This is a genomic window from Streptomyces sp. NPDC054047, from assembly GCF_055585065.1.
On the sequence record NZ_JBVJKV010000006.1, the window covers coordinates 345532 to 365410 of the forward strand.

At 71.5% G+C, this 19879-nt stretch carries 19 protein-coding genes; 9 read left to right on the plus strand and 10 right to left on the minus strand.

What is annotated here, in order from left to right; translation table 11 throughout:
- The first annotated feature begins 141 nt into the window (after nucleotides 1-141).
- Both ACZ6ZP_RS23990 and asnB read left to right on the plus strand, forming a co-directional pair.
- On the plus strand, nucleotides 142-717 hold the full coding sequence (locus tag ACZ6ZP_RS23990; protein ID WP_366464326.1) for a TetR/AcrR family transcriptional regulator: 576 nt from the start codon (nucleotides 142-144) through the stop codon (nucleotides 715-717).
- A 176-nt stretch (nucleotides 718-893) separates the two neighbouring features.
- On the plus strand, nucleotides 894-2735 hold the full coding sequence (gene asnB, locus ACZ6ZP_RS23995) for an asparagine synthase (glutamine-hydrolyzing) (protein ID WP_469408293.1): 1842 nt from the start codon (nucleotides 894-896) through the stop codon (nucleotides 2733-2735).
- A gap of 24 nt (nucleotides 2736-2759) precedes the next feature.
- Here the strand turns inward: asnB and ACZ6ZP_RS24000 are convergent, their stop codons facing one another.
- From ACZ6ZP_RS24000 to ACZ6ZP_RS24015, 4 genes are all read right to left on the minus strand, one after another.
- Nucleotides 2760-3086 (minus strand): plasmid mobilization protein, encoded by a 327-nt coding sequence (locus ACZ6ZP_RS24000; protein ID WP_351164338.1) that lies wholly within the window; start codon nucleotides 3084-3086, stop codon nucleotides 2760-2762.
- A gap of 224 nt (nucleotides 3087-3310) precedes the next feature.
- Nucleotides 3311-3958, minus strand: coding sequence for a formylglycine-generating enzyme family protein (locus ACZ6ZP_RS24005; protein ID WP_383821276.1), 648 nt, complete (start codon nucleotides 3956-3958; stop codon nucleotides 3311-3313).
- Nucleotides 3959-3972: 14 nt separating this feature from the next.
- Entirely contained in the window at nucleotides 3973-5193 is a 1221-nt protein-coding gene (locus ACZ6ZP_RS24010) for an RNA polymerase sigma factor (protein WP_469408295.1), read from the minus strand.
- An 11-nt stretch (nucleotides 5194-5204) separates the two neighbouring features.
- A complete protein-coding gene (locus ACZ6ZP_RS24015) occupies nucleotides 5205-5621 on the minus strand; it encodes a YciI family protein (RefSeq protein ID WP_351164341.1) in 417 nt (138 codons plus the stop codon).
- Nucleotides 5622-5822: 201 nt separating this feature from the next.
- Here ACZ6ZP_RS24015 and ACZ6ZP_RS24020 point away from each other — a divergent pair, with 201 nt between their 5' ends.
- A complete protein-coding gene (locus tag ACZ6ZP_RS24020) occupies nucleotides 5823-6635 on the plus strand; it encodes an isocitrate lyase/PEP mutase family protein (protein WP_399980867.1) in 813 nt (270 codons plus the stop codon).
- A gap of 16 nt (nucleotides 6636-6651) precedes the next feature.
- Here the strand turns inward: ACZ6ZP_RS24020 and ACZ6ZP_RS24025 are convergent, their stop codons facing one another.
- Together ACZ6ZP_RS24025 and lpdA are read right to left on the minus strand one after the other, a co-directional pair.
- Entirely contained in the window at nucleotides 6652-8829 is a 2178-nt protein-coding gene (locus ACZ6ZP_RS24025; protein WP_366464312.1) for an MMPL family transporter, read from the minus strand.
- Nucleotides 8830-9060: 231 nt separating this feature from the next.
- Nucleotides 9061-10464, minus strand: coding sequence for a dihydrolipoyl dehydrogenase (lpdA, locus tag ACZ6ZP_RS24030; RefSeq protein WP_469408298.1), 1404 nt, complete (start codon nucleotides 10462-10464; stop codon nucleotides 9061-9063).
- Nucleotides 10465-10667: 203 nt separating this feature from the next.
- Here lpdA and ACZ6ZP_RS24035 point away from each other — a divergent pair, with 203 nt between their 5' ends.
- The 4 genes from ACZ6ZP_RS24035 to ACZ6ZP_RS24050 all read left to right on the plus strand — a co-directional run bounded on the left by ACZ6ZP_RS24035 (nucleotide 10668) and on the right by ACZ6ZP_RS24050 (nucleotide 15474).
- Complete coding sequence (locus tag ACZ6ZP_RS24035) at nucleotides 10668-12071, plus strand: 8-oxoguanine deaminase (RefSeq protein WP_469408300.1); 1404 nt, start codon at nucleotides 10668-10670, stop codon at nucleotides 12069-12071.
- A 129-nt stretch (nucleotides 12072-12200) separates the two neighbouring features.
- Entirely contained in the window at nucleotides 12201-13049 is an 849-nt protein-coding gene (locus ACZ6ZP_RS24040; RefSeq protein WP_383821637.1) for an SAM-dependent methyltransferase, read from the plus strand.
- Between the two features lie 176 nt (nucleotides 13050-13225).
- The gene (locus ACZ6ZP_RS24045; RefSeq protein ID WP_469408301.1) at nucleotides 13226-14185 is read left to right on the plus strand and encodes a TauD/TfdA dioxygenase family protein; all 960 of its coding nucleotides are present in this window, start codon (nucleotides 13226-13228) and stop codon (nucleotides 14183-14185) included.
- 56 nt (nucleotides 14186-14241) lie between these two features.
- Nucleotides 14242-15474, plus strand: coding sequence for an epoxide hydrolase family protein (locus ACZ6ZP_RS24050; protein ID WP_469408303.1), 1233 nt, complete (start codon nucleotides 14242-14244; stop codon nucleotides 15472-15474).
- 27 nt (nucleotides 15475-15501) lie between these two features.
- On the opposite strand, the gene ACZ6ZP_RS24055 is transcribed toward ACZ6ZP_RS24050, so the two are convergent.
- On the minus strand, nucleotides 15502-16056 hold the full coding sequence (locus tag ACZ6ZP_RS24055; RefSeq protein WP_469408305.1) for a GNAT family N-acetyltransferase: 555 nt from the start codon (nucleotides 16054-16056) through the stop codon (nucleotides 15502-15504).
- Between the two features lie 114 nt (nucleotides 16057-16170).
- Here ACZ6ZP_RS24055 and ACZ6ZP_RS24060 point away from each other — a divergent pair, with 114 nt between their 5' ends.
- Together ACZ6ZP_RS24060 and ACZ6ZP_RS24065 are read left to right on the plus strand one after the other, a co-directional pair.
- Complete coding sequence (locus ACZ6ZP_RS24060; protein WP_469408307.1) at nucleotides 16171-16557, plus strand: YunG family protein; 387 nt, start codon at nucleotides 16171-16173, stop codon at nucleotides 16555-16557.
- Nucleotides 16554-17087, plus strand: coding sequence for an AAA family ATPase (locus ACZ6ZP_RS24065; protein ID WP_469408308.1), 534 nt, complete (start codon nucleotides 16554-16556; stop codon nucleotides 17085-17087). The genes ACZ6ZP_RS24060 and ACZ6ZP_RS24065 overlap by 4 nt, the downstream gene beginning before the upstream one ends.
- Nucleotides 17088-17095: 8 nt before the next feature.
- Here the strand turns inward: ACZ6ZP_RS24065 and ACZ6ZP_RS24070 are convergent, their stop codons facing one another.
- The 3 genes from ACZ6ZP_RS24070 to ACZ6ZP_RS24080 all read right to left on the minus strand — a co-directional run bounded on the left by ACZ6ZP_RS24070 (nucleotide 17096) and on the right by ACZ6ZP_RS24080 (nucleotide 19773).
- On the minus strand, nucleotides 17096-18331 hold the full coding sequence (locus ACZ6ZP_RS24070; RefSeq protein ID WP_469408310.1) for an RNA polymerase sigma factor: 1236 nt from the start codon (nucleotides 18329-18331) through the stop codon (nucleotides 17096-17098).
- Nucleotides 18331-18681, minus strand: a complete 351-nt coding sequence (locus tag ACZ6ZP_RS24075; RefSeq protein WP_366464307.1) for a YciI family protein — start codon at nucleotides 18679-18681, stop codon at nucleotides 18331-18333. The genes ACZ6ZP_RS24070 and ACZ6ZP_RS24075 overlap by 1 nt, the downstream gene beginning before the upstream one ends.
- A 150-nt stretch (nucleotides 18682-18831) precedes the next feature.
- Nucleotides 18832-19773 carry an aminoglycoside phosphotransferase family protein gene (locus ACZ6ZP_RS24080; protein ID WP_469408311.1) on the minus strand — a complete coding sequence of 314 codons (942 nt, stop codon included), beginning with the start codon at nucleotides 19771-19773 and terminating at the stop codon, nucleotides 18832-18834.
- Between the last annotated feature and the right edge of the window lie 106 nt (nucleotides 19774-19879).

The window sequence follows — 19879 nt, forward strand, 5'->3', positions numbered from 1 at the left end:
GGGAGCGGTGGCCGAGGTATACAGATCTGTCTACTCGCTGCTCGAGTATACAGATCGGTTTACTATGGAGGCATGGGTGACAGGGTGAGCGAGATCGCGAAGGTGACGGCGGGCTCCGGGAGCGCGCCGCGCAGGATCGTCATGACGCCGGGGGCGCGGCGCGCCCTGGACGCCGCGAGCGCGCTGTTCTACGACCGCGGCATCCACGCCGTCGGGGTGGACCTGATCGCCGCCGAGGCCGGGGTCACCAAGAAGACGCTGTACGACCGGTTCGGCTCCAAGGAGCAGATCGTCGTCGAGTACCTGGCGGCCCGCGACGAGCGCTGGCAGGCCTTCCTCGCGCCGTACGTCGAGGCCGCGACCACCCCGCGGGCCCGCATCCTGGCCGTCTTCGACGCCTCGCGCGACTGGGCCGGGGCGAACAGCGCCAAGGGCTGCAGCATGGTCAACGCGCACGCCGAGATCAGTGACCCCGCGCACCCCGCGTATCAGGTCATCACCGGCCAGAAGGCCTGGATGCTCGCCCTGTTCACCGGCCTCGCCCGCGACATCGCGCCCCGGCGGGCGGCGAAGCTCGGCCGGACGCTGATGCTGCTGCACGAGGGCGCGCTGGTCGCGCACGGTCTGCGGATCTTTCCGGACGCGATCGACCGCGCCCGCGACGACGCGGCGGCGCTGCTCCGGGACGCTCTTCGGTCCACTCCTGCTGCTGACTGAAAGCGCAGGTCGGAGGCCCTTTGGGGAAGTCTTTGCCGTTGGCCGGAATGTGATGTTCCGTGTTACCGGCTCATTGACCGTACGCAGTCGCGAGGGGCACGCTGCTCATATAGCTGCTGTCTACACCTAGTTTCTCGGGTGGTGGCGCACCAGCAGCGTGAAGCAGGAGGTAGCGCATGTGTGGCATTACTGGCTGGGTCTCCTTCGACCGTGACCTGCGGTCCGTCTCCGGCACCCTGGACGCGATGACCGAGACGATGTCCTGCCGCGGCCCCGACGACCGCGGCACCTGGATCGAGGGCCCCGCCGGACTCGGGCACCGCAGGCTCGCCATCATCGACCTGCCCGGCGGGCGCCAGCCCATGACCGCGCGGACACCGCGCGGCACCGTCGCCCTCGTCTACTCGGGGGAGACCTACAACTACACCGAACTGCGCCGCGAACTGACCGGGCGCGGCCACGAGTTCAGCACCGACTCCGACACCGAAGTCGTCCTGCGCGGCTATCTGGAGTGGGGCGAGGCGGTCGCCGAACGGCTCAACGGCATGTACGCGTTCGCGGTGTGGGACGGCCGGCACGACAAGCTCGTCATGATCCGCGACCGGATGGGCATCAAGCCCTTCTACTACTACGAGACCCCGGACGGCGTCCTGTTCGGCTCCGAGCCCAAGGCGATCCTCGCCAACCCGCTGGCCCGCGCCCGGGTGACCACCGACGGGCTGCGCGAGCTCTTCACCTTCGTCAAGACGCCCGGTCACGCCGTGTGGGACGGCATGAACGAGGTCGAGCCCGGCACCGTCGTGACCGTCGACCGCTCCGGTCCGCGCCGTCACGTCTACTGGCGGCTCGAGACCCGCCCGCACCCCGACGGGCGGCAGGAGTCCATCGCCAAGGTGCGCGAACTCCTCGACGACATCGTGCGCCGCCAGCTCGTCTCGGACGTGCCGCGCTGCACGCTGCTCTCCGGCGGCCTCGACTCGTCGGCGATGACCGCGCTCGCCGCGCGCCAACTCGGCGAGGCGGGCGAGACCGTGCGCAGCTTCGCCGTCGACTTCGTGGGCCAGAGCGAGAACTTCGTGGCCGACGCGCTGCGCTCGACGCCGGACACGCCCTACGTGCACGACGTGGCCAAGGCCGCCGGCACCGACCACCGCGACATCGTCCTGGACTCGCACGCCCTCGCCGACCCCGAGGTCCGGGCCAAGATGATCCGCGCCCGCGACCTGCCCATGGGCTTCGGCGACATGGACGCCTCCCTCTTCCTCCTCTTCCGGGCCATCCGGGAGCACTCGACGGTCGCGCTCTCGGGCGAGTCCGCGGACGAGGTCTTCGGCGGCTATCTGCAGTTCTTCGACGAGGAGGCCCGCAACGCGAGCACCTTCCCCTGGCTGGTGAAGTTCGCCGAGCAGTTCGGCGACGACGCCGACGTCCTGCGCCCGGACCTGACCGCCGCCCTCGACCTGCCCTCGTACATCCAGCGGAGCTACGACACGGCGGTCGCCGGAATCCGGCGCCTCGACGGTGAGAGCGACTTCGAGTTCCGGATGCGCAAGATCTGCCATCTGCACCTGACCCGGTTCGTGCGCGTCCTGCTCGACCGCAAGGACCGCGCGAGCATGGCCGTGGGGCTCGAGGTGCGGGTGCCGTTCTGCGACCACCGCCTGGTCGAGTACGTCTACAACGCGCCCTGGTCCCTGAAGTCCTTCGACGGCAGGGAGAAGAGCCTCCTGCGGGAGGCGACGGCGGACGTCCTGCCGGCTTCCGTGTACGACCGCGTGAAGAGCCCTTATCCCTCCACGCAGGACCCCAAGTACGCGATCGCCCTCCAGGGGCACGTCAAGGATCTCCTGGCCGAGCCCGCCCACCCGGTCTTCGATCTCGTCGACCGGGACCGGGTGACGCGGGCCGCGCAGCGCGACGTACCGCAGATCACCCAGGCATCCCGGCGCGGGCTGGAACGTACGCTCGACCTGGCGATCTGGCTCGACCTGTACGAGCCGGAGATCTCCCTGGCCTGAGTGCCGCCGTCGCCGCCGGGGGCGTCACTGCCCCGAGCAGCTGCGGACCGTCGGCTGCGGCGGGACCCGGTCCTCGGGATCGGGTTCCGCCGTGGTCGCGAGCGTGTCCAGGAAGCGCTGGAGCGCGGGCGCGCCACCAGGGCCCAGGCTCCGGCGGATGGGCGGCACGGCCGCCGGTGTGCCGGAGCCGCGCCGGGCGCCGGGGGCGGGGCAGGGGAGATCCGTGGCGTCGACGGTCGCGGCCCGGCGTATGAACTCATCGACCGTGAGGCCGAGCTGGTCCGCGTTGCGCTGGACCGCTTCGTACTCGTCGGGCGTGAACAAGACCTGCACAGGCTTGGCACCGTCCATGAACGCATGATGCCGTCCGAGGGGTGCGCCGCGCGGTGCGGTTGGCATATTCGCGCTCGAAGGCGTGAAACGGAACGGGATGGACATGTCCGATCGGAAATAGAGGTAGGCCCCGACCGGACGGGGGAATCGCGATCGGGACCTACGTACTGTTCAACGGTGAACCAATACCTGGTGTTCCCAGGTCGGGGCCTTGTCGCTGTGAGCTGCGTTACGTGCAGGATTCAACGGGCGGGGGTCCGTGCGACGCGGAACCCCACGTCGTCGATCCGGAACGTCGGATGGCTGCGGCGGCGCACCGAGGCCCGGCAGCTCCAGTGCTCGTCGAACCAGCCGCCGCCACGGAGCACCCGGTAGGTGCCGTACACCTCGGGGTCGTAGAGGTCCCAGCACCACTCCCACACGTTGCCCAGCATGTCGTGCAGGCCCCACGCGTTGGGCTGCTTGCCGCCCACCTCATGGATGCGCCCCGAGCCGTTGCCGCCGTGCCAGGCGATCTCGTCGAGCGGCCCGTACCGCGCGCCGTCCGTCCCGGCCCGGCAGGCGTACTCCCACTCGGCCTCGGTCGGCAGCCGGAATCCGTCGGCGGATTCGTCCCACTCGGCGTCCTCATCGAAGCCCAGAAGGTAGGCGGGAGTCAGTCCCTCCCGCAGGGACAGGGCATTGCAGAAACGGACCGCGTCCAGCCACGAGACCCCCTCGACCGGCAGCCGGTCGCCGGTCGCGGTGCTCGGCCGCTCGCCGGTGACCTGCGCGTACCGCTCCTGGGTGACGGGGTGTGCCGCGAGTTCGTACGCCGCGACCTCCACCGGCCACCTGCGCCGGGTCCGCCGGTCCGACAGCGTCACCTCACCCGCTGGGACGCTGATCATCTCGTTCTCCGTGCTCAGGGGGACAACAGGCGGGCCGCACGCATCTGCAGGTAGCGGACCTCGGGGATGCTCAGCGTACGCTTGGCCGCCAACTGGTAGGCGGCGCGGGCCTCCTCGGTCTCGCCCGCCCGCTCCAGGAGATGGGCGCGCACCGCGTCGAGCCGGTGATGGCCCGCCAGCCGGTCCTCCAGCGCGGCGACTTCGGCGAGACCCGCGCGCGGCCCGTGCACCATGGCGAAGGCGACGGCCCGGCTGAGCTCGGCCATGGGTTCGGGAGAGCGGCGTACGAGGATGTCGTACAGGGCGAGGATCTGCGGCCAGTCGGTGGCGTCGGCGCGCTCGGCCTCGTCGTGCAGCGCGGCGATGGCCGCCTGCAACTGGTAGACCCCGGCCGGGCCCTGGGACAGGGCCTTCTCGACCAGCGCCGAACCTTCCTCGATCGCGCGCCGGTCCCAGCGCGAGCGGTCCTGCTCGTCGAGCGGGATGAGCTCCCCGTGGGGGCCGGTGCGGGCCGCGCTGCGGGCCTCGGTGAGCAGCATGAGCGCGAGCAGCCCGGTCACCGCGCCGTCCCGGGGCAGCAGGGTGCGCACGGACCGGGTCAGCCGGATCGCCTCGCGCGCCAGGTCCGCGCGGTGCAGGGCGCTGCCGGAGGTCGCGGTGTAGCCCTCGTTGAAGATCAGGTAGAGCACCTGAAGGACGACCGCGAGCCGCTGGTCACGGTCCTGTGGGCCCGGCTGGCGAAACGGCACCCCCTTGACCTTCGCCTTGGCCCTGCTGATCCGCTGCGCCATCGTCGCCTCGGGCACGAGATGGGCGCGGGCGATCTCGGCGGTGGTCAGACCGCCGACCGCGCGCAGCGTCAGCGCGACCTGCGCGGCCGGGCTCAGCCCGGGATGGCAGCACAGGAAGAGCAGCGTCAGGGTGTCGTCGTCGGACGGCGCGCGGCTCTCGCCCGGTGCGGGCGCCGTGAAGGCGTCCCGGGGCGACAGCTGGGCGGCCTCCTCCTCGCGCCTGCGCCGCGCCTCGTCGCTGCGCAGCTGATCCATCAGGCGCCGCGACGCGACCCTGATCAGCCAGCCGCGCGGGTTCTCGGGAACGCCCTGCTCGGGCCACTGCCGCGCCGCGGAGATGAGCGCCTCCTGCACGGCGTCCTCGGCCTCGCCGAAGTGTCCGTAGCGGCGCACGAGCGCGCCGAGGACCTGCGGCGCGTGCAGGCGCAGCAGGTCCTCGACCACGGCCGTGCCGTTCAGGACGCTTCGTCGGGGCCGCCCATGATGGGGCGGATCACCACGGGGTAGTTCGGCGCGCCCTCGGGGATCGGGCACGTCTGGATGCGGTTGGCGATCTCCGTGACCCGGTCCAGGCTCTCGCAGTCCAGGACCCAGTACCCGGCGAGCACTTCCTTCGTCTCGCCGTAGGGGCCGTCCGTGATGACCGGGCGGCCTTCCTTGTCCACGTCGACCAGCCGGGTCTGCGAGGGCTCGGCCAGGCCCTGTGCCTCGACCATCTCGCCGGACTCGGCCAGGTCGTCGTTGAGCGCGCCCATGAAGGCGAACATCGCCTGCAGGTCCTTCTCGCTCCACGCCGGGCTGGTCGCGTTCGCCTTGCCGCTCTGCGCCTCGTAGTCCGCCTGCGTGCCCTGAACCATCACCAGATACTTCATGATGTCGCTCCTCGACTGTGCGGTGGTCACCCCTTGTGGGCAACTCTCACAGGGGACGTCGGAGCGGACGACCCGTTCTCGACACTACGCCGCGAAGAATTCGGTGCGTCGTCGAAAGAGCGCGCACGGCCGCCGCTGCCCTCCCGCGCCGACCAGGACGTTTCGGCGGCGGCCGAATCGACGCGCGGCTACGGTGCGTGCATGACGTACGCACATCGAGCCGCCGAGTTCCGTGCCCTGCACCGCACCGGCGAACCCCTGCTGCTGCCCAACGCCTGGGACCACGCGTCGGCCGCCGCGCTCGCCCACGGCGGTTTCCCCGCGATCGGCACCACCAGCCTCGGCGTGGCGGTGGCCGCCGGGAAGGCGGACGCCACGGGCGAGACCCGGGAGGAGACCCTGCGCCTGGCCCGCGGCCTGGCCCGGCTGCCCGCGCTGATCACCGTGGACATCGAGGGCGGCTTCAGCGAGCGGCCCCAGGACGTCGCGGACCTCGCGGCGGAGCTGGCCCTGGCGGGTGTCGTGGGCGTGAACATCGAGGACGGGCGCCCGGACGGGACGCTGGCCGACACGGCTCTGCAGTGCGAGCTGATCGGCGCGCTCAAGGAGGCGGCCCCCGACCTGTTCGTCAACGCGCGCACGGACACGTACTGGCTGCGCGCCGGGGGAGCGGGCGAGACCGAGCGCCGGGCGGTGGCCTACCAACAGGCGGGCGCCGACGGTGTGTTCGTCCCCGGCCTCCAGGAGGAGAAGGCCATCGCGGCACTGGTCGATGGCGTGCTCGACGTCCCGCTGAACATCCTCTTCGCGCCCGGCGCCCTGACCTTCGGGCGTCTTGCGGAGCTCGGCGTGCGCCGGGTGAGCAGCGGCTCGCTGCTCTTCCGCGCGGCCCTGCACGGAGCCGTCGATGCGGCTCGCTCGATCGCCCGGGGTGGCGCCGTGCCGGAGGGGCTGCCGTCGTACGCGGACTCCCAGGCGCTCTCGGCGGCCTACGGCAAGGGCGCGGGGCGGTAGCGAGTAGCGGCGGGGGCTAGCGGCGCACTCCGTCCTCGTCCAACTCGCCGTCCCCGTCCGGCCTTTCGTCCCCGTGGTGGCGGGTGGCGCCCGCGTCGCGCTGCTGGTCGCCGTGGCCCGGCCACCATGCCGCGTGCCCGATGAGGGCCGTCAGCGCGGGGGTGAAGATCATCGCCATGACGAAGGCGGCGATGAGGATGCCGAAGGACAAGGAGAAGCCCATCTGGGAGAGCGTCGAGTTGCCCGCGAGCATCAGCGTCGCGAACGTGCCCGCCAGGATCACGCCCGCCGAGCCGATCGTCGGGCCCGAGTGGCGCACCGCCGTGCCCGCCGCGTCGTGCGGGGTGCGGCCCTCGCGGGCCTCCTCGCGCAGCCGCGAGACCATGAGGATGTTGTAGTCCGTGCCCAGGGCGACCACGAACAGATACATGATCACCGGCAGCATGAACATCAACCCGGGCTGGCTGCCGATCTGCTGGAACAGCAGCGAGGTCGCGCCCAGGGTCGCGCCGAAGCCGAGGGCGACGGACAGCATCAGGTACCACGGCGCGACCAGGCTGCGCAGCAGCAGGCCGAGGATGACCATGATGGCCAGCGCGGCGACCGGGAAGACCACCGAGTAGTCGCGGTCCACGGCCTTGTTGATGTCGACGTACACCGCCGTCGTCCCGCCGACCAGTGCCTCGGTGCCGGTCGGCGCGTCGTCGTGGGCGATCGGGCGCAGGCGGTCCTTGACGGTCTCCAGGGCCTTGTCGGAGGCGGGCGGATCGGAGAGGACGACGGAGAACGACGCCGTCGTACGGTCCGTGCTCAGGCGGGGCGCGGAGACCTCGCCCACGCCCTGGACGTCGTCCAGCTGCCCGCGGAAGGCGGCCGTGCGCGCCGCGGGGAGCGGTCCGTCGTCCGTCGAGGTGAGGTAGACGAAGGTCGGGTCGGTGGTGCCCGCGGGGAAGCCCTTCTGGAGGTCGTCCAGGGCGACCATGGACTCCTTGTCCTTGGGCAGCGAGGAGCCCGCGAGGTCGAAGTTGGCCCGGTAGCCCAGCGCGCCCAGCGTCAGCGCGCCCATGAACAGCGCCGACACCAGGGCCCAGACGGCGGGCTTGCGGGCGATGGAGGTGCCCAGGCGGGCGAAGCCGGTGCCCTGCGGCTCCCGCTGCCACGACTTCGAGGGCCAGAACACCTTGGTGCCGAGCAGCGAGACGACGGCGGGGACCAGCGTGAGTCCGGCGAGCAGCGTCACGAAGACCGCGATGGCCAGGGCCGGGCCCATCGAGCGCAGCATGCCGAGCGAGGAGAGCGTCAGGGCGGCGAAGGCGACGATGACGGCGCCCGCCGCCGATGTGATCGCCTCGCCGACCCGCTCGACGGCGTGCACCATGCCGGCCTTGGGATCCTCGCCCGCCCGCAGCGCCTCTCGATAGCGGAAGAGCAGGAACAGGATGTAGTCCGTGCCGACGCCGAACAGGACGACGGTGAGGAGTTCCTGGATGGAGGAGTCGGCCTTCATGTCGAAGGCCTTGTTCGCGGAGGCGATCAGGCCGGTCGCCATCGGCGAGATGAGGCCGATCAGGACCACGGGAAGCAGCGCGATGATCGGGCTCCGGAAGATCACCAGGAGCAGCACGATGATGATCACGATCGTGCCGACCCCGACGAGCAGTCCGGCCCGCTCCGACGCGTCGCTCTCGTCGAGCGCCTGCGCGGCGGAGCCGGTGATTCCGGCGGACAGGTCTGTGCCCTTCAGCTCGGGCTTGAGATCGGACCGCAGGTCCTTGACGGCGTCCTGCTGCGCGGTGTCCTCGGGGTTGGTGAGCTTGGGCATCGCGACGACCGACGTCTGCACGAGCTTGTTGGGCGAGACCGCGCCGGGCACGACCGCCTGCACCTCGGGGATCTTCCTGGCCTGCAGGTCCTTGGAGACGCGGGTGACGTCCGCGGAGTCGGCCGCCGTCAGCTTTCCGCCGTCCGAGCGCTGGAAGACGATGATCGCGCCGACGTTCTGCTGCTTGGGGAACTCCGCTTCCTGCACGTCCGCCGCGCGGATGGACTCGTAATGGTCCGGCAGGAAGCTCGCCTCGTCGCTGCTGGAGGTGAGTTTCGGCGCCAGGGAGATCACGGCGCCGGCCGCCACGACCCACGCCAGGATGATCCACCACGGGCGACGGACCACGAATCGGCCCAGGCCAGAGAACATCGGCTGCTGCCTCCCTCGCCCCCGAGGCGTAACAGAGCGTACTGACCAAGGATCTTCCGGACCGGGCGGCCCCGCCACTTGAGCCGTTCGGCGCAAGGGCGGGATGCGCCCGGGGACGTCCGACGGCGGCCGCGTGCCGTGACGCCCGGGGGCGCCCGCGTGCCATGACGCCCGGGGGCACCCGCGTGCCATGACGCCCGAGGGCGCCCGCCTGCCGTCAGCAGCTGGTCATCAGAAGTTGATCATGTGTCCGGCCAGGCCGTGCACCGCTTCCTTGACCGCCTCGCCGAGCGTGGGGTGCGCGTGGACGTTGCGCGCGACCTCGTGCACGGTCAGGTCCCACTGCTGGGCCAGGGTCAGCTCGGGAAGCAGCTCGGTGACGTCCGGGCCGATCAGGTGGGCGCCGATGATCTCGCCGTACCGCGCATCACTGATGATCTTGACGAAGCCGACGGTGTCGCCCAGGCCGTGCGCCTTGCCGTTCGCCATGAACGGGAACTTGGCGACCTTGACGTCGAAGCCCTTCTCCTTCGCCTGCGCCTCGGTCCAGCCGAAGCTGGCGATCTGCGGCTGGGAGTAGGTGGCGCGCGGGATCATCGGGTAGTCGAGCTCCATCGTCTCGGCGCCCGCGATCGTCTCGGCGGCCACGACACCCATGGACTCGGCGGTGTGCGCGAGCATCAGCTTCGCGGTGACGTCACCGATGGCGAAGATGTGCGGCACGTTCGTCCGCCCGTGGCCGTCGATGTCGATCGCGCCCCGCTCGGTCACCGCGACGCCCGTCGCCTCCAGGCCGAAGCCCTCGACGTTCGGCGCGAAGCCGATGGCCTGCAGGACCTTGTCCGCCTCCAGGACCTCCTGCTTGCCGTCCTTGCCGGTCACCGTGACCTTGACCTGCAGGCCCGACTCGTCGATCGACTCGACGCGGGTCGAGGTCTTCACGTCGATGCCGAGCTTGCGGTACTGCTTGGCGAGCTCCGTCGAGACGTCCGCGTCCTCCAGGGGCGCGATGCGGTCGAGGAACTCGACGATGGTGACCTTCACGCCGTAGTTGTGCAGGACGTAGGCGAACTCGATGCCGATGGCGCCGGCGCCCGCGATCACGATGGACTGCGGCACGGAGTCGGCGAGGATCTGCTCCTCGTACGTCACGACCTTCTCCGAGCGCCGCGTGCCGGGCAGCAGCTTCGGCGTCGCGCCCGTGGCGATGATGCAGTTCTCGAACGTGATGGTGTCCGTGGAGCCGTCCGACTTGGCGACCTGCAGCGTGTTCGCGTCCAGGAACGTGCCCCGGCCGTCGAACTCGGTGATCTTGTTCTTCTTCATCAGGAAGTGGACGCCCTTGACGCGGCCGTCGGCCACCGTGCGGCTGCGGTTGAACGCCTCGCCGTAGTCGAAGGACACGTTCCCGTCGACCTTGATGCCGTACGTCTTCTGCTCGTGCGTGAACAGATGGGCCAGCTCGGCGTTGCGCAGCAGCGCCTTGGTCGGGATGCAGCCGACGTTGAGGCAGACACCTCCCCAGTACTTCTCCTCGACGACCGCTACCCGCTTGCCCAGCTGGGCGGCGCGGATGGCGGCCACATAGCCGCCGGGTCCTGCTCCGAGCACGACGACGTCGAAGCGGTCTTCCATGGGGAGGTCCTCTCTGGTGGTACGTATCTCGCGTACGGGTGGTGTTCTCGCCGATGGGACGGAACCGCTGGTGCACAACGCCCGATGCCTCGATCATGCGGCATGTGGCCGCCTCGGCGGCGGGCGGGTGCCCCGGTGGCGCGGCGCACGAGTGGGCCACGCGACTGGTCGGTCAAGTAGCGCCCCTCTGCCGGAGGTTCACTGTGCCCCACGATCCGCGTCCCCACGTCCCGCACAACCCGGACGTCACCCCCGCTCTTCCTGATCTCCTTGTGAAGGACGCCTCACTGCTCGTCGTGGACGGCGAGCGCGAACTGCCCGGAGGCTGGGTCGCGCTCACCGACGGCCGGGTCAGCGCCGTCGGCGGCCCCGGCGGCGAGCCCGAGGCCCGGCGGACCGTCTCCGCGGGCGGGCGCCTCGTCACCCCCGGTCTGGTCAACACGCACCATCACATCTACCAGAACCTCACCCGCTCCTACGCGCCCGCCGTCAACGGCTCCCTCTTCGACTGGCTGACCACGCTGTACCCGCTGTGGGCCGCGCTCGACGAGGAAGCCGTCCACGTCTCGGCGTACGTCGGCATGGCCGAACTCCTCATGGGCGGCTGCACGACCTCGATGGACCACCTCTACGTCCATCCCCGCCCGTACCTGATCGACGCCGAGATCAGGGCCGCCCGCGACATCGGCTTCCGCTTCCACGCCACCCGCGGCTCCATGACGCGCTCCGTGGACGACGGAGGCCTGCCGCCGCGCAGCGTCACCCAGACCGACGAGGAGGTCCTCGCCGACAGCGAGCGGCTGATCGCGGCCCACCACGACCCGGCACCCGGCGCGCTCGTGCGCGTCGCGCTCGCGCCCTGCTCGCCCTTCTCCGTCACCAAGGAGCTGATGACGGCGACCGCCGAGCTCGCCGAGCGCCACGACGTACGCCTGCACACCCACCTCGCGGAGGATGCCGACGAGGACACCTACTGCCAAGAGGTCTACGGCTGCCGGCCTGTCGAGTACTTCGAGGACGCGGGCTGGATGAGCGACCGCACCTGGGTCGCGCACTGCATCCACCCCGACGACGGCGAACTGCGGCGCCTGGCCGCCGCCGGAGTCGGCGTCGCCCACTGCCCCAGCTCGAACATGCTCATCGGCGGCGGTACCGCCCGCGTACGCGAGATGCGCGAGCTCGGCCTGCCGGTCGGCATCGGCTGCGACGGCTCCGCGTCGACCGACCACGCGTCGCTGTGGATGGAGACCCGCGCCGCGCTGCTCCTGGGCCGCTATCGCGGCGGGCCCACCGCGATGACCGCGCGCGACGCACTCGACATGGCGACCCGCGGCTCCGCCCAATGCCTGGGCCGCGCGGACGAGTTGGGGCATCTGCGCCCCGGTGCCTGCGCCGACCTCGTCGTCTGGGACCTCCATGAGGTCGCGCTGGCCGGGGCGTTGAGCGATCCCGTGGAGGCCTGGCTGCGCTGCGGGCCCGCGCGGGCGTGGACCACGGTCGTGGCGGGCCGCGTCCTGGTGGACCGGGGCGAGCCCGTCCTGCCCGGTCTCGCGGACGCGCTGCGGGACCACGCCCGGATCGCACGCCGGATGCAGGCGGTGGTGTGAGGCACTCAACCGCCTTTATCGGCAAGCTTGTTGGTGATCCGGTCCCGGGTGCGCCCGGCCGAACGCCACCGGATAGTGTCGCCGCGACCGAGCAACCCATGTCCCTCTGGGAGAGGTGGAGAACGCGTGGTGGCCGCAGACGACCAGCCCGAGACGATGTCCATACCCTTCGACGTGCCGACGTCGGCACGCGCCTACGGCTGGATGCTCGGCGGCAAGGACAACTACGCGGTCGACCGCGACTTCCTGCTGCGGACGCTGCCCGACTTCCCCGAGTGCGTCGACATCGCCCGGCAGAACCGCGAGTTCCTCTTCCGGGTCGTGCGCCATCTGACCCGGGCGGGCATCCGCCAGTTCATCGACATGGGCTGCGGCCTGCCGACCGACGACAACGTCCACCAGGTCGCACGGCGCTTCGCACCCGACACCCGCGTCGTCTACGTCGACATCGACCCGATCGTCCTCGCGCACGGCAGAGCGCTGCTCGCCGACGACTCCACCACCACCGTCATCAACGGCGACATGCGCGACCAGGACGCCATCCTCGGCCACCCCGACATGACCCGCCTCATCGACTTCGACGAGCCGGTCGCGGTGCTCTTCCTCTCGGTGGTGCACCACCTCACCGACGCCGACGGCCCCCGCCGCGTCCTGCGCACGATCATCGACCGGGCGGCGCCCGGCAGCTACCTGGGCCTCTCGCAGGTCGTCGCCGACGACCCGGCGCGCGGCGCCGCGATGAGCGCGCACATCTCCGGCGGCGGCGTCCCCTGGCAGACCCGCACCCCCGCCGAGCTCGACGCGTTCCTGGACGGCCTGGAGCCGGTCGAGCCCGGCCTGGTGAACCTGGTCGACTGGCGCCCCGACGCCGACCAGCCCCCGCTCGCCCCGGTCCACGAGGACCTGGCCCCCTACCTGGGCGCCACCGAGCAGAGCAAGGGGATCTACGAGTACGGGGGTTTGCTCCGCAAGGCATAGCCATACACAATGGCGTGCATGATCCAGCACCTGACCGCCGCCGTGAGGACCTTCGGGGTCCCGTGGCGGTGCGGGTGCGAGCGATCGGGTCGCTAGCTGCCCGGGGATGCGTCTCCAGCCACCACGGAGTTCCGTCTCCGTACCGCCACCCGCTCACTCGCCACTGAAGGATCACCATGGCCGTGGTTTCCCCTGCCGTTTCCTCCGCTGCTCCCGCCGCCTCTCCCACGCTCCGCGAGGCCCGCGTACCCGCCGACGGCATGTACGAAGGCCGCCGAACCCTGCGCCGCGTACCCGAGGGCTGGGAAGAGCGCCCGTACGAACTGATCGACGTCGTCCCCCAGGGGCGGCTCATCGGCGCCGAGATCCGTGGCGTCGACCTCGCGCGGCCGCTCACTCCCGCGCTGCGCGAGGAGCTGGGCCGCGCCCTTCTGGAGTGGAAGGTGCTCTTCTTCCGGGGCGCCAAGATCACCTCCGAGCAGCAGTGCGCCTTCGCCCTGAACTGGGGCGAGTTGGAGACCAATCCGCTGCTCGCGCGAGGGTCGGCCGACGACGTCGTCCGGTTCGACAAGGGCGGCAGCGCCACCCCCACGTACGAGAACGTCTGGCACGCCGACGTCACCTTCCGCGAGCGCCCCGCGCTCGGCGCCGTCCTCCAGCTGCGCGAGGTGCCGCCGGTGGGCGGCGACACGATGTGGGCGGACATGGCGGCCGCGTACGACAACCTCCCCGACGAGGTGAAGGCACGCATCGAGGGGGCTCGCGCGGTGCACGACTTCATCCCCGGCTTCGCCCGCTTCTACGGGCCCGAGAAGCTGATCCCGCTCCAGGAGCAGTTCCCGCCGGTCACCCACCCCGTCGTGCGCAGGCACCCGGAGACCGGGCGCAAGATGCTCTTCGTCAACACCTCCTTCACCACGCACATCGTGGGCATGGAGCGGGCGGAGAGCGACCGGCTGCTGAGCTACCTGGTCCGCCAGGCCCAGGTCCCCGAGTACCAGGTGCGATTCCACTGGCAGGCCGGTGACGTCGCCTTCTGGGACAACCGCTCCACCCAGCACTACGCGGTCGACGACTACGCCCCGCACCGTCGCGTGGCCGAACGTGTCGCGATCGCGGGCGACCGCCCGTACTGATCCGTCGGCCACCGGCGGGCGATCGCCGGTGGCCGGGACCTTTCGGAAGGAACCTCATGTCAGCCGCAGCGCGCTTCCCGTTGACACCCGAGCCGATCCACGTCCCCGACGCGGTACTCGACGACCTCAGGACGCGGCTGCGGCTGACGAGGTGGCCCGACGACGCGGGCAACGACGACGGGTACTACGGAGTGCGCCGCGGCTACCTCCAGGAGCTGGCCGAGTACTGGCTGCACCACTACGACTGGCGCAAGGCCGAAGCGGCCATCAACTCCTACGAGCACTACCGGGTGAGCGTCGACGGCGTGCCCGTGCACTTCATGCGCAGGCCCGGCGTCGGCCCCGCCCCCACCCCGCTCATCCTCACGCACGGCTGGCCCTGGACCTTCTGGCACTGGTCCAAGGTCGTCGACCCGCTCGCCGATCCCGCCGCGTACGGCGGCGACCCGGCCGACGCGTTCGACGTCATCGTCCCCTCGCTGCCCGGCTTCGGCTTCTCCGCCCCGCTGGCGGACCACCCCGACATGAACTTCTGGAAGGTCGCCGACCTCTGGCACACCTTGATGACCGACACGCTCGGCCACGAGAAGTACGCCGCCGGGGGCTGCGACATCGGCGCCCTCGTCGCCGGTCAGCTCGGCCACAAGTACGCCGACGAGCTGCACGGCATCCACATCGGCTCCGGCCAGAAGCTCGACTTCTTCAACGGCGACCGGGGCTGGGACCTCAGTGGCGGCCAGCCGATCCCCGAGGGCCTGCCCGAGCCCGCCCACCGCCAACTGCTCTCCCTGGAAAGGCGCTTCGCCGCCCACCTGGCCGTCCACGTCCTGGGTCCCAGCACCCTCTCCTACGGGCTCAGCGACTCACCGGTCGGACTGCTCGCCTGGATTTTGGAGCGCTGGGACAAGTGGAGCGACAACCGCGGCGACGTGGAGAGCGTCTTCTCCAAGGACGATCTCCTCACGCACGCCATGATCTTCTGGGTGAACAACACCATCGGCACGTCGGTGCGCTACTACGCCAACGCCAACCGCTACCCGTGGACGCCCTCGCACGACCGGCATCCGGTCGTCGAGGCCCCCACCGGCCTCACCTTCGTCGGCCACGAGAACCCGCCCGGAGTCACCACCACCGAGGAGCGGATCCAGAACTGGCTCGCCGGTGACCGGGCCGACTGGTACCGGCACGTGAACCTCAACGCGCACGAGAGCGGCGGCCACTTCATCCCGTGGGAGATGCCCGAGGGCTGGGTGGGCGACCTGCGCCGTACGTTCCACGGCCGACGCTGAGGCGTTGCCCGCGCCCCTCCTGCGGGCTCAACGCTCCAAGGAGCGCTGCCACTTGACCTCGCCGTCCTGCCGCTCGTCCGTGGGGGTCAGCCCCGCGGCGGTGGCGACGGCGGCCGATGCCCGGTGGTCGGGGTGGACATGGGCGATGACGCCGCGCACGTCCGGCTGCCCTGCGAGCCAGTCGACCAGGCCGCGGGCCGCCTCGACCGCGATGCCCCGCCCCTGCCAGGGAGTCCCCACGACCCAGGCGATCTCCGCGACCAGCGCGGCGCCGCCGTCGGCGGCGGGGCCGACCGTCGCCTGCACCGTCCCGGCCAGGCGGTCCTCGTCGCGCAGCCGCAGCACCCAGTTGCACCAGGAGACCGCCGGGTCGGGGGAGCCCGCGGTCATCCGCCGGTAGCGGGCGCGCAGGGCCCGCGGATCGTCCGGAGAGCCGCCGATGAAGGTGTGCAGGGCGGGATCGGCGAGCACGTCGGCCATCTCGTCGGCGTGCTCGACCCGCAGAGGTACGAGGATCAGGCGGGCGGTGCCGATCTCCTGGGCGTGGACCGCGGTCATGGACGACTCCCTCGGCGGGTTCATGGACGACTCCCTGAGCGGGTCGGCGCGGCACGCAGCGTAGCCGAGGGGCGCGCGGGCAGGGCGTGCGGGTGAGCGCGGGCGGGGTTGTCAGTGGTGGCTGCGAGGATTCCGGCCATGAACCCGCCTCGCCTCACCGACATCGAGAAGGCCGTGCGCGCCAGTTGGGGACCTGACACCTACCCGTCGGACTCCTCCCGCGCCCGGCCCCCGGACAACCCGGCCCGAGGCCAGTGCGGCGTCACCGCGCTGGTCCTCCAGGACCTGCTGGGCGGCGAGCTGATACGGGGCGAGGTGCGCGTGGCCGACGAGTGGACCGACCACCACTGGTGGAACCGCCTGGGCATGGGCTTGGAAGTCGACCTCACCCGCGAGCAGTTCACCCCGCAGGAGATCGTCACCGGGGGCGTCGTCATCCCCCGCCCACCCCAGATCCGCCGCCTCCGCGAGGAGTACGAGTTGCTGCACGCCCGGGTCCTGGAGAGGCTGGGCGGCCCACGGTGACGGAGGAACCACCCCGCCTGATCGTGCTGCGCGGCAACTCCGGCTCGGGCAAGTCCACCGTGGCCCGGCAGCTGCGGGACCGCTGTGGCCGGGGCCTGGCCGTCGTCGGGCAGGACGCGGTGCGCCGGGACATCCTGCGCGAGCACGACATCGCGGGCGCGGCCAACATCGGGCTGATCGACACCATCGCGCGCTATTCACTGGCCCACGGCTTCCACACGGTGGTCGAGGGCATCCTCACCGCGTCCCGGTACGGCGACATGCTCCGGTCCCTGTACGAGGACCACGCGGACCGTGCCTTCTGCTACTACTTGGACGTGCCCCTGGCGGAGACACTGCGCCGCCACGCCGGCCGCCCGCAGGCCGCCGAATTCAGCGAACGCGACCTACGCGACTGGTATCGCGAGGGCGATCGCCTCCCCGGGGGCATCGAGCGGATCGTCCCCGAGACCAGCACCGTGCGCGAGACGGTCGAGCGCGTCATCGCCGACAGCGGTCTCGCCGCCGGGCCCGGGGCCACGACCAAGTGAGTCTCGGCTCACGCCTCGGGCAGGTTCTGGCGGCGGGCGAGCAAGAAGGATCGTTCGGTGGCGTTCTCCGTGCGGGTGAGTGCGGCGTCGTAGGCGCGGGCCGCCTCATCGGTGCGGCCCAGGCGGCGCAGCAGGTCGGCGCGGATGGCGTGGAAGAGGTGGTAGCCGTCCAGGGCGAGCTCGTCGACCAGGGGCAACGCCTGGGCGGGGCCCTTGACTTCGGCCACCGCGACGGCGCGGTTGAGGGCGGCGACCGGGCTCGGGGCCACGGCAAGGAGCTGGTCGTACAGCTGGAGGATCTGGCCCCAGTCGGTGGCGGCCGCGGTCGGCGCGTCGCTGTGCACGGCGTTGATCGCGGCCTGGATCTGGTAGGGCCCGGGCCGATCGCGGCGCAGGCAGCGGCGGACGAGCTCCTGGCCCTCGGCGATCAGGGCGCGGTCCCACCGGTCGCGGTCCTGGTCGGCGAGGAGGACGAGCCCGCCGTCCGCGGTGGTCCTGGCCGCGCGCCGCGACTCGGAGAGCAGCATCAGCGCGAGCAGGCCCAGGGCCTCCGGCTCGTCGGGCATCAGCTCGGTCAGGAGCCGTCCCAGGCGGACGGCCTCCGCGCAGAGGTCGTCGCGGACGAGCGCGTCACCCGCGCTGGCCGTGTGCCCCTCGTTGAAGACGAGGTAGACCACGGCGAGGACCGCGCGGAGCCGTTCCGGCAGGTCGGCTTCGTGGGGGATCCGGTACGGGATGTGCGCGTCGCGGATCTTCCCCTTGGCCCGCACGATCCGCTGGGCCATCGTCGGCTCCGGCACCAGGAAGGCGCGGGCGATCTCCGTGGTGGTCAGCCCGCCCAGGAGACGCAGCGTGAGGGCGATCCGCGCGGCGGGGGCGAGCGCGGGATGGCAGCAGGTGAAGATCAGACGCAGTCGGTCGTCGCGCACGGGTCCCTCCCCGGCCGGTGGCTCCTGGGCGTGCAGCAGCGCGGCCTGCGCGTGCCGGTCGTCGCGGGACGCCTCCCTGCGGAGGCGGTCGATCGCGCGGTTGCGGGCGGTGGTGATGATCCAGCCCGCGGGGCTCGGCGGCAGGCCGGCGGACGGCCATCGCCGCACCGCCGTGGTGAACGCTTCCTGGACCGCCTCCTCGGCGATGTCGATGTCGCCGAAGACACGGACCAGGACGGCCACCGCGCGCCCGTACTCCGCACGGAAGACCCGCTCGATCACCTCGGAGGTGACCTCCGGGGAGCCCGTCGCCACTAGCAGGTTCCGTGCTGAAGGGGCCTGACCTCGACGGGCAGTGTGATGGCGCGGGCCACCTTGCGCCCCCATGCGAGCGCCTCGTCCAGATCGGCCGCCCGGATGACGGTGAACCCGCCGAGATGCTCCTTGCCCTCGACGTACGGGCCGTCGGTCGTGAGCACCTCGCTGTCCTTGACGCGCAGGACGGTCGCCGTGCTCGGCGGGAAGAGACCACCGGCGAACACCCAGGCGCCCGCCTCCCTGAGCTCGGCGTTCACCGCTTCGACGGCACGCATGATCGGCTCGAGGACCTCCGGAGCCGGTACGCCGCCGTCGGGCTGGTAGACGCTGATCAAGTACTGGTTCATGGCTGCTTCTCCCTGGTGAATCGCACCCGTCGCCGGTCTCGTGCCGGCCTCTCACTGTCCATACGAACGGCGACCGGCCGGATCGACAGGGGGGCGAAGGACCTGCCCGGTCGCGGTGGCCGCCCGGTGCCTTTCGCCGGGCGATGCCGGTCAGTGGTCGGAGATGATCGCGTCGAGGTGCCGCAGCGCCGCCGTCACCCGCGCCGGATCGTCGAAGAACGGGTCGTCCGGGACGGGCAGCGAGCCCGCGAGAGCGATCCCGCGGCCCCGCGCCCACGTTGCGTCGTCGACGCCGACCGCCGCGCGGAAGGCGCCGCGGGCCTCGTCCGGCAGGAACAGCCAGGCGGGTAGCAGGTCGACCGCGGGGTCGCCCACGGCCAGCGTCCCGAAGTCGATGACGGCGCTCAGGCGGCCGTCGACGGCCAGGAGGTTGCCGGTCGCGAGGTCGCCGTGGACCCACGTCGGCGGGCCGTCCCACACGGGTGCCGCGAGGGCCGCGTCCCACACGGCCGTCACCGCGTCGCTGTCGACGAGCCCCGCCACCTTCAGCTTCGCGATCTTGGACCGGACGAGGGAGTCGGCGAACAGGGAGTCGCACTCGGTGCCCACGCGTGCGCCGCGGAAGGCGTTGCTGAGCCGGGGGCCCGGGCCGCCCGCGGGGTCGATCCTGCGCAGGGCGGTGACGAACCCGGCGAGGTCGGCCGCCGCCCCGAGCGGATCGGCGAGCGAGTCGGTGGTGGCCGTCTCGCCCTCCAGCCACCGGTACACCGACCAGGGGAAGGGGTAGCCCTCACCGGGCTCGCCCCTGCCCAGCGGCTCCGGTACGGCGAGCGGCAGCCGCGGGGCGAGCCGCGGCAGCCACCGCTGCTCCGCCTCCACCTGCCCGACCCACCGGCGGTAGCGCGGCAACCGTACGGACAGGTCGTCGCCGAGCCGGTACGTGGCGTTGTCCATGCCGGACAGCGGGACCGGCGTGAGCGGCAGGTCCGCCCACCGGGGGAACTGCGCCGCTAGCAACCGGCGGACCAGGTCCGTGTCGATGGTCGGATCGCGATCGGGCTCGTGGTCCTCGTCGGGTCCTTCTGATGGCATGGGCAACCCCCGGTCATGCAAAGCGCCTTGGACATCGCTCAGGGCGTCGTCCAAGGCGCTGTCGTGGATGTCGAGGCCTCATCCCACCGTCGGGGCCGAGGTCGCG

Coding starts and splice junctions, on each gene's coding strand:
- ACZ6ZP_RS24015 (WP_351164341.1), bottom strand. CDS start 5,621: ATGAAGTATCTGGTGATGGTTCAGGGCACGCAGGCGGACTACGAGGCG.
- ACZ6ZP_RS24020 (WP_399980867.1), top strand. CDS start 5,823: ATGACGTACGCACATCGAGCCGCCGAGTTCCGTGCCCTGCACCGCACC.
- lpdA (WP_469408298.1), bottom strand. CDS start 10,464: ATGGAAGACCGCTTCGACGTCGTCGTGCTCGGAGCAGGACCCGGCGGC.
- ACZ6ZP_RS24060 (WP_469408307.1), top strand. CDS start 16,171: ATGAACCCGCCTCGCCTCACCGACATCGAGAAGGCCGTGCGCGCCAGT.
- ACZ6ZP_RS23990 (WP_366464326.1), top strand. CDS start 142: ATGACGCCGGGGGCGCGGCGCGCCCTGGACGCCGCGAGCGCGCTGTTC.
- ACZ6ZP_RS24025 (WP_366464312.1), bottom strand. CDS start 8,829: ATGTTCTCTGGCCTGGGCCGATTCGTGGTCCGTCGCCCGTGGTGGATC.
- ACZ6ZP_RS24080 (WP_469408311.1), bottom strand. CDS start 19,773: ATGCCATCAGAAGGACCCGACGAGGACCACGAGCCCGATCGCGATCCG.
- ACZ6ZP_RS24075 (WP_366464307.1), bottom strand. CDS start 18,681: ATGAACCAGTACTTGATCAGCGTCTACCAGCCCGACGGCGGCGTACCG.
- ACZ6ZP_RS24050 (WP_469408303.1), top strand. CDS start 14,242: ATGTCAGCCGCAGCGCGCTTCCCGTTGACACCCGAGCCGATCCACGTC.
- ACZ6ZP_RS24045 (WP_469408301.1), top strand. CDS start 13,226: ATGGCCGTGGTTTCCCCTGCCGTTTCCTCCGCTGCTCCCGCCGCCTCT.
- ACZ6ZP_RS24005 (WP_383821276.1), bottom strand. CDS start 3,958: ATGATCAGCGTCCCAGCGGGTGAGGTGACGCTGTCGGACCGGCGGACC.
- ACZ6ZP_RS24000 (WP_351164338.1), bottom strand. CDS start 3,086: ATGGACGGTGCCAAGCCTGTGCAGGTCTTGTTCACGCCCGACGAGTAC.
- asnB (WP_469408293.1), top strand. CDS start 894: ATGTGTGGCATTACTGGCTGGGTCTCCTTCGACCGTGACCTGCGGTCC.
- ACZ6ZP_RS24055 (WP_469408305.1), bottom strand. CDS start 16,056: ATGAACCCGCCGAGGGAGTCGTCCATGACCGCGGTCCACGCCCAGGAG.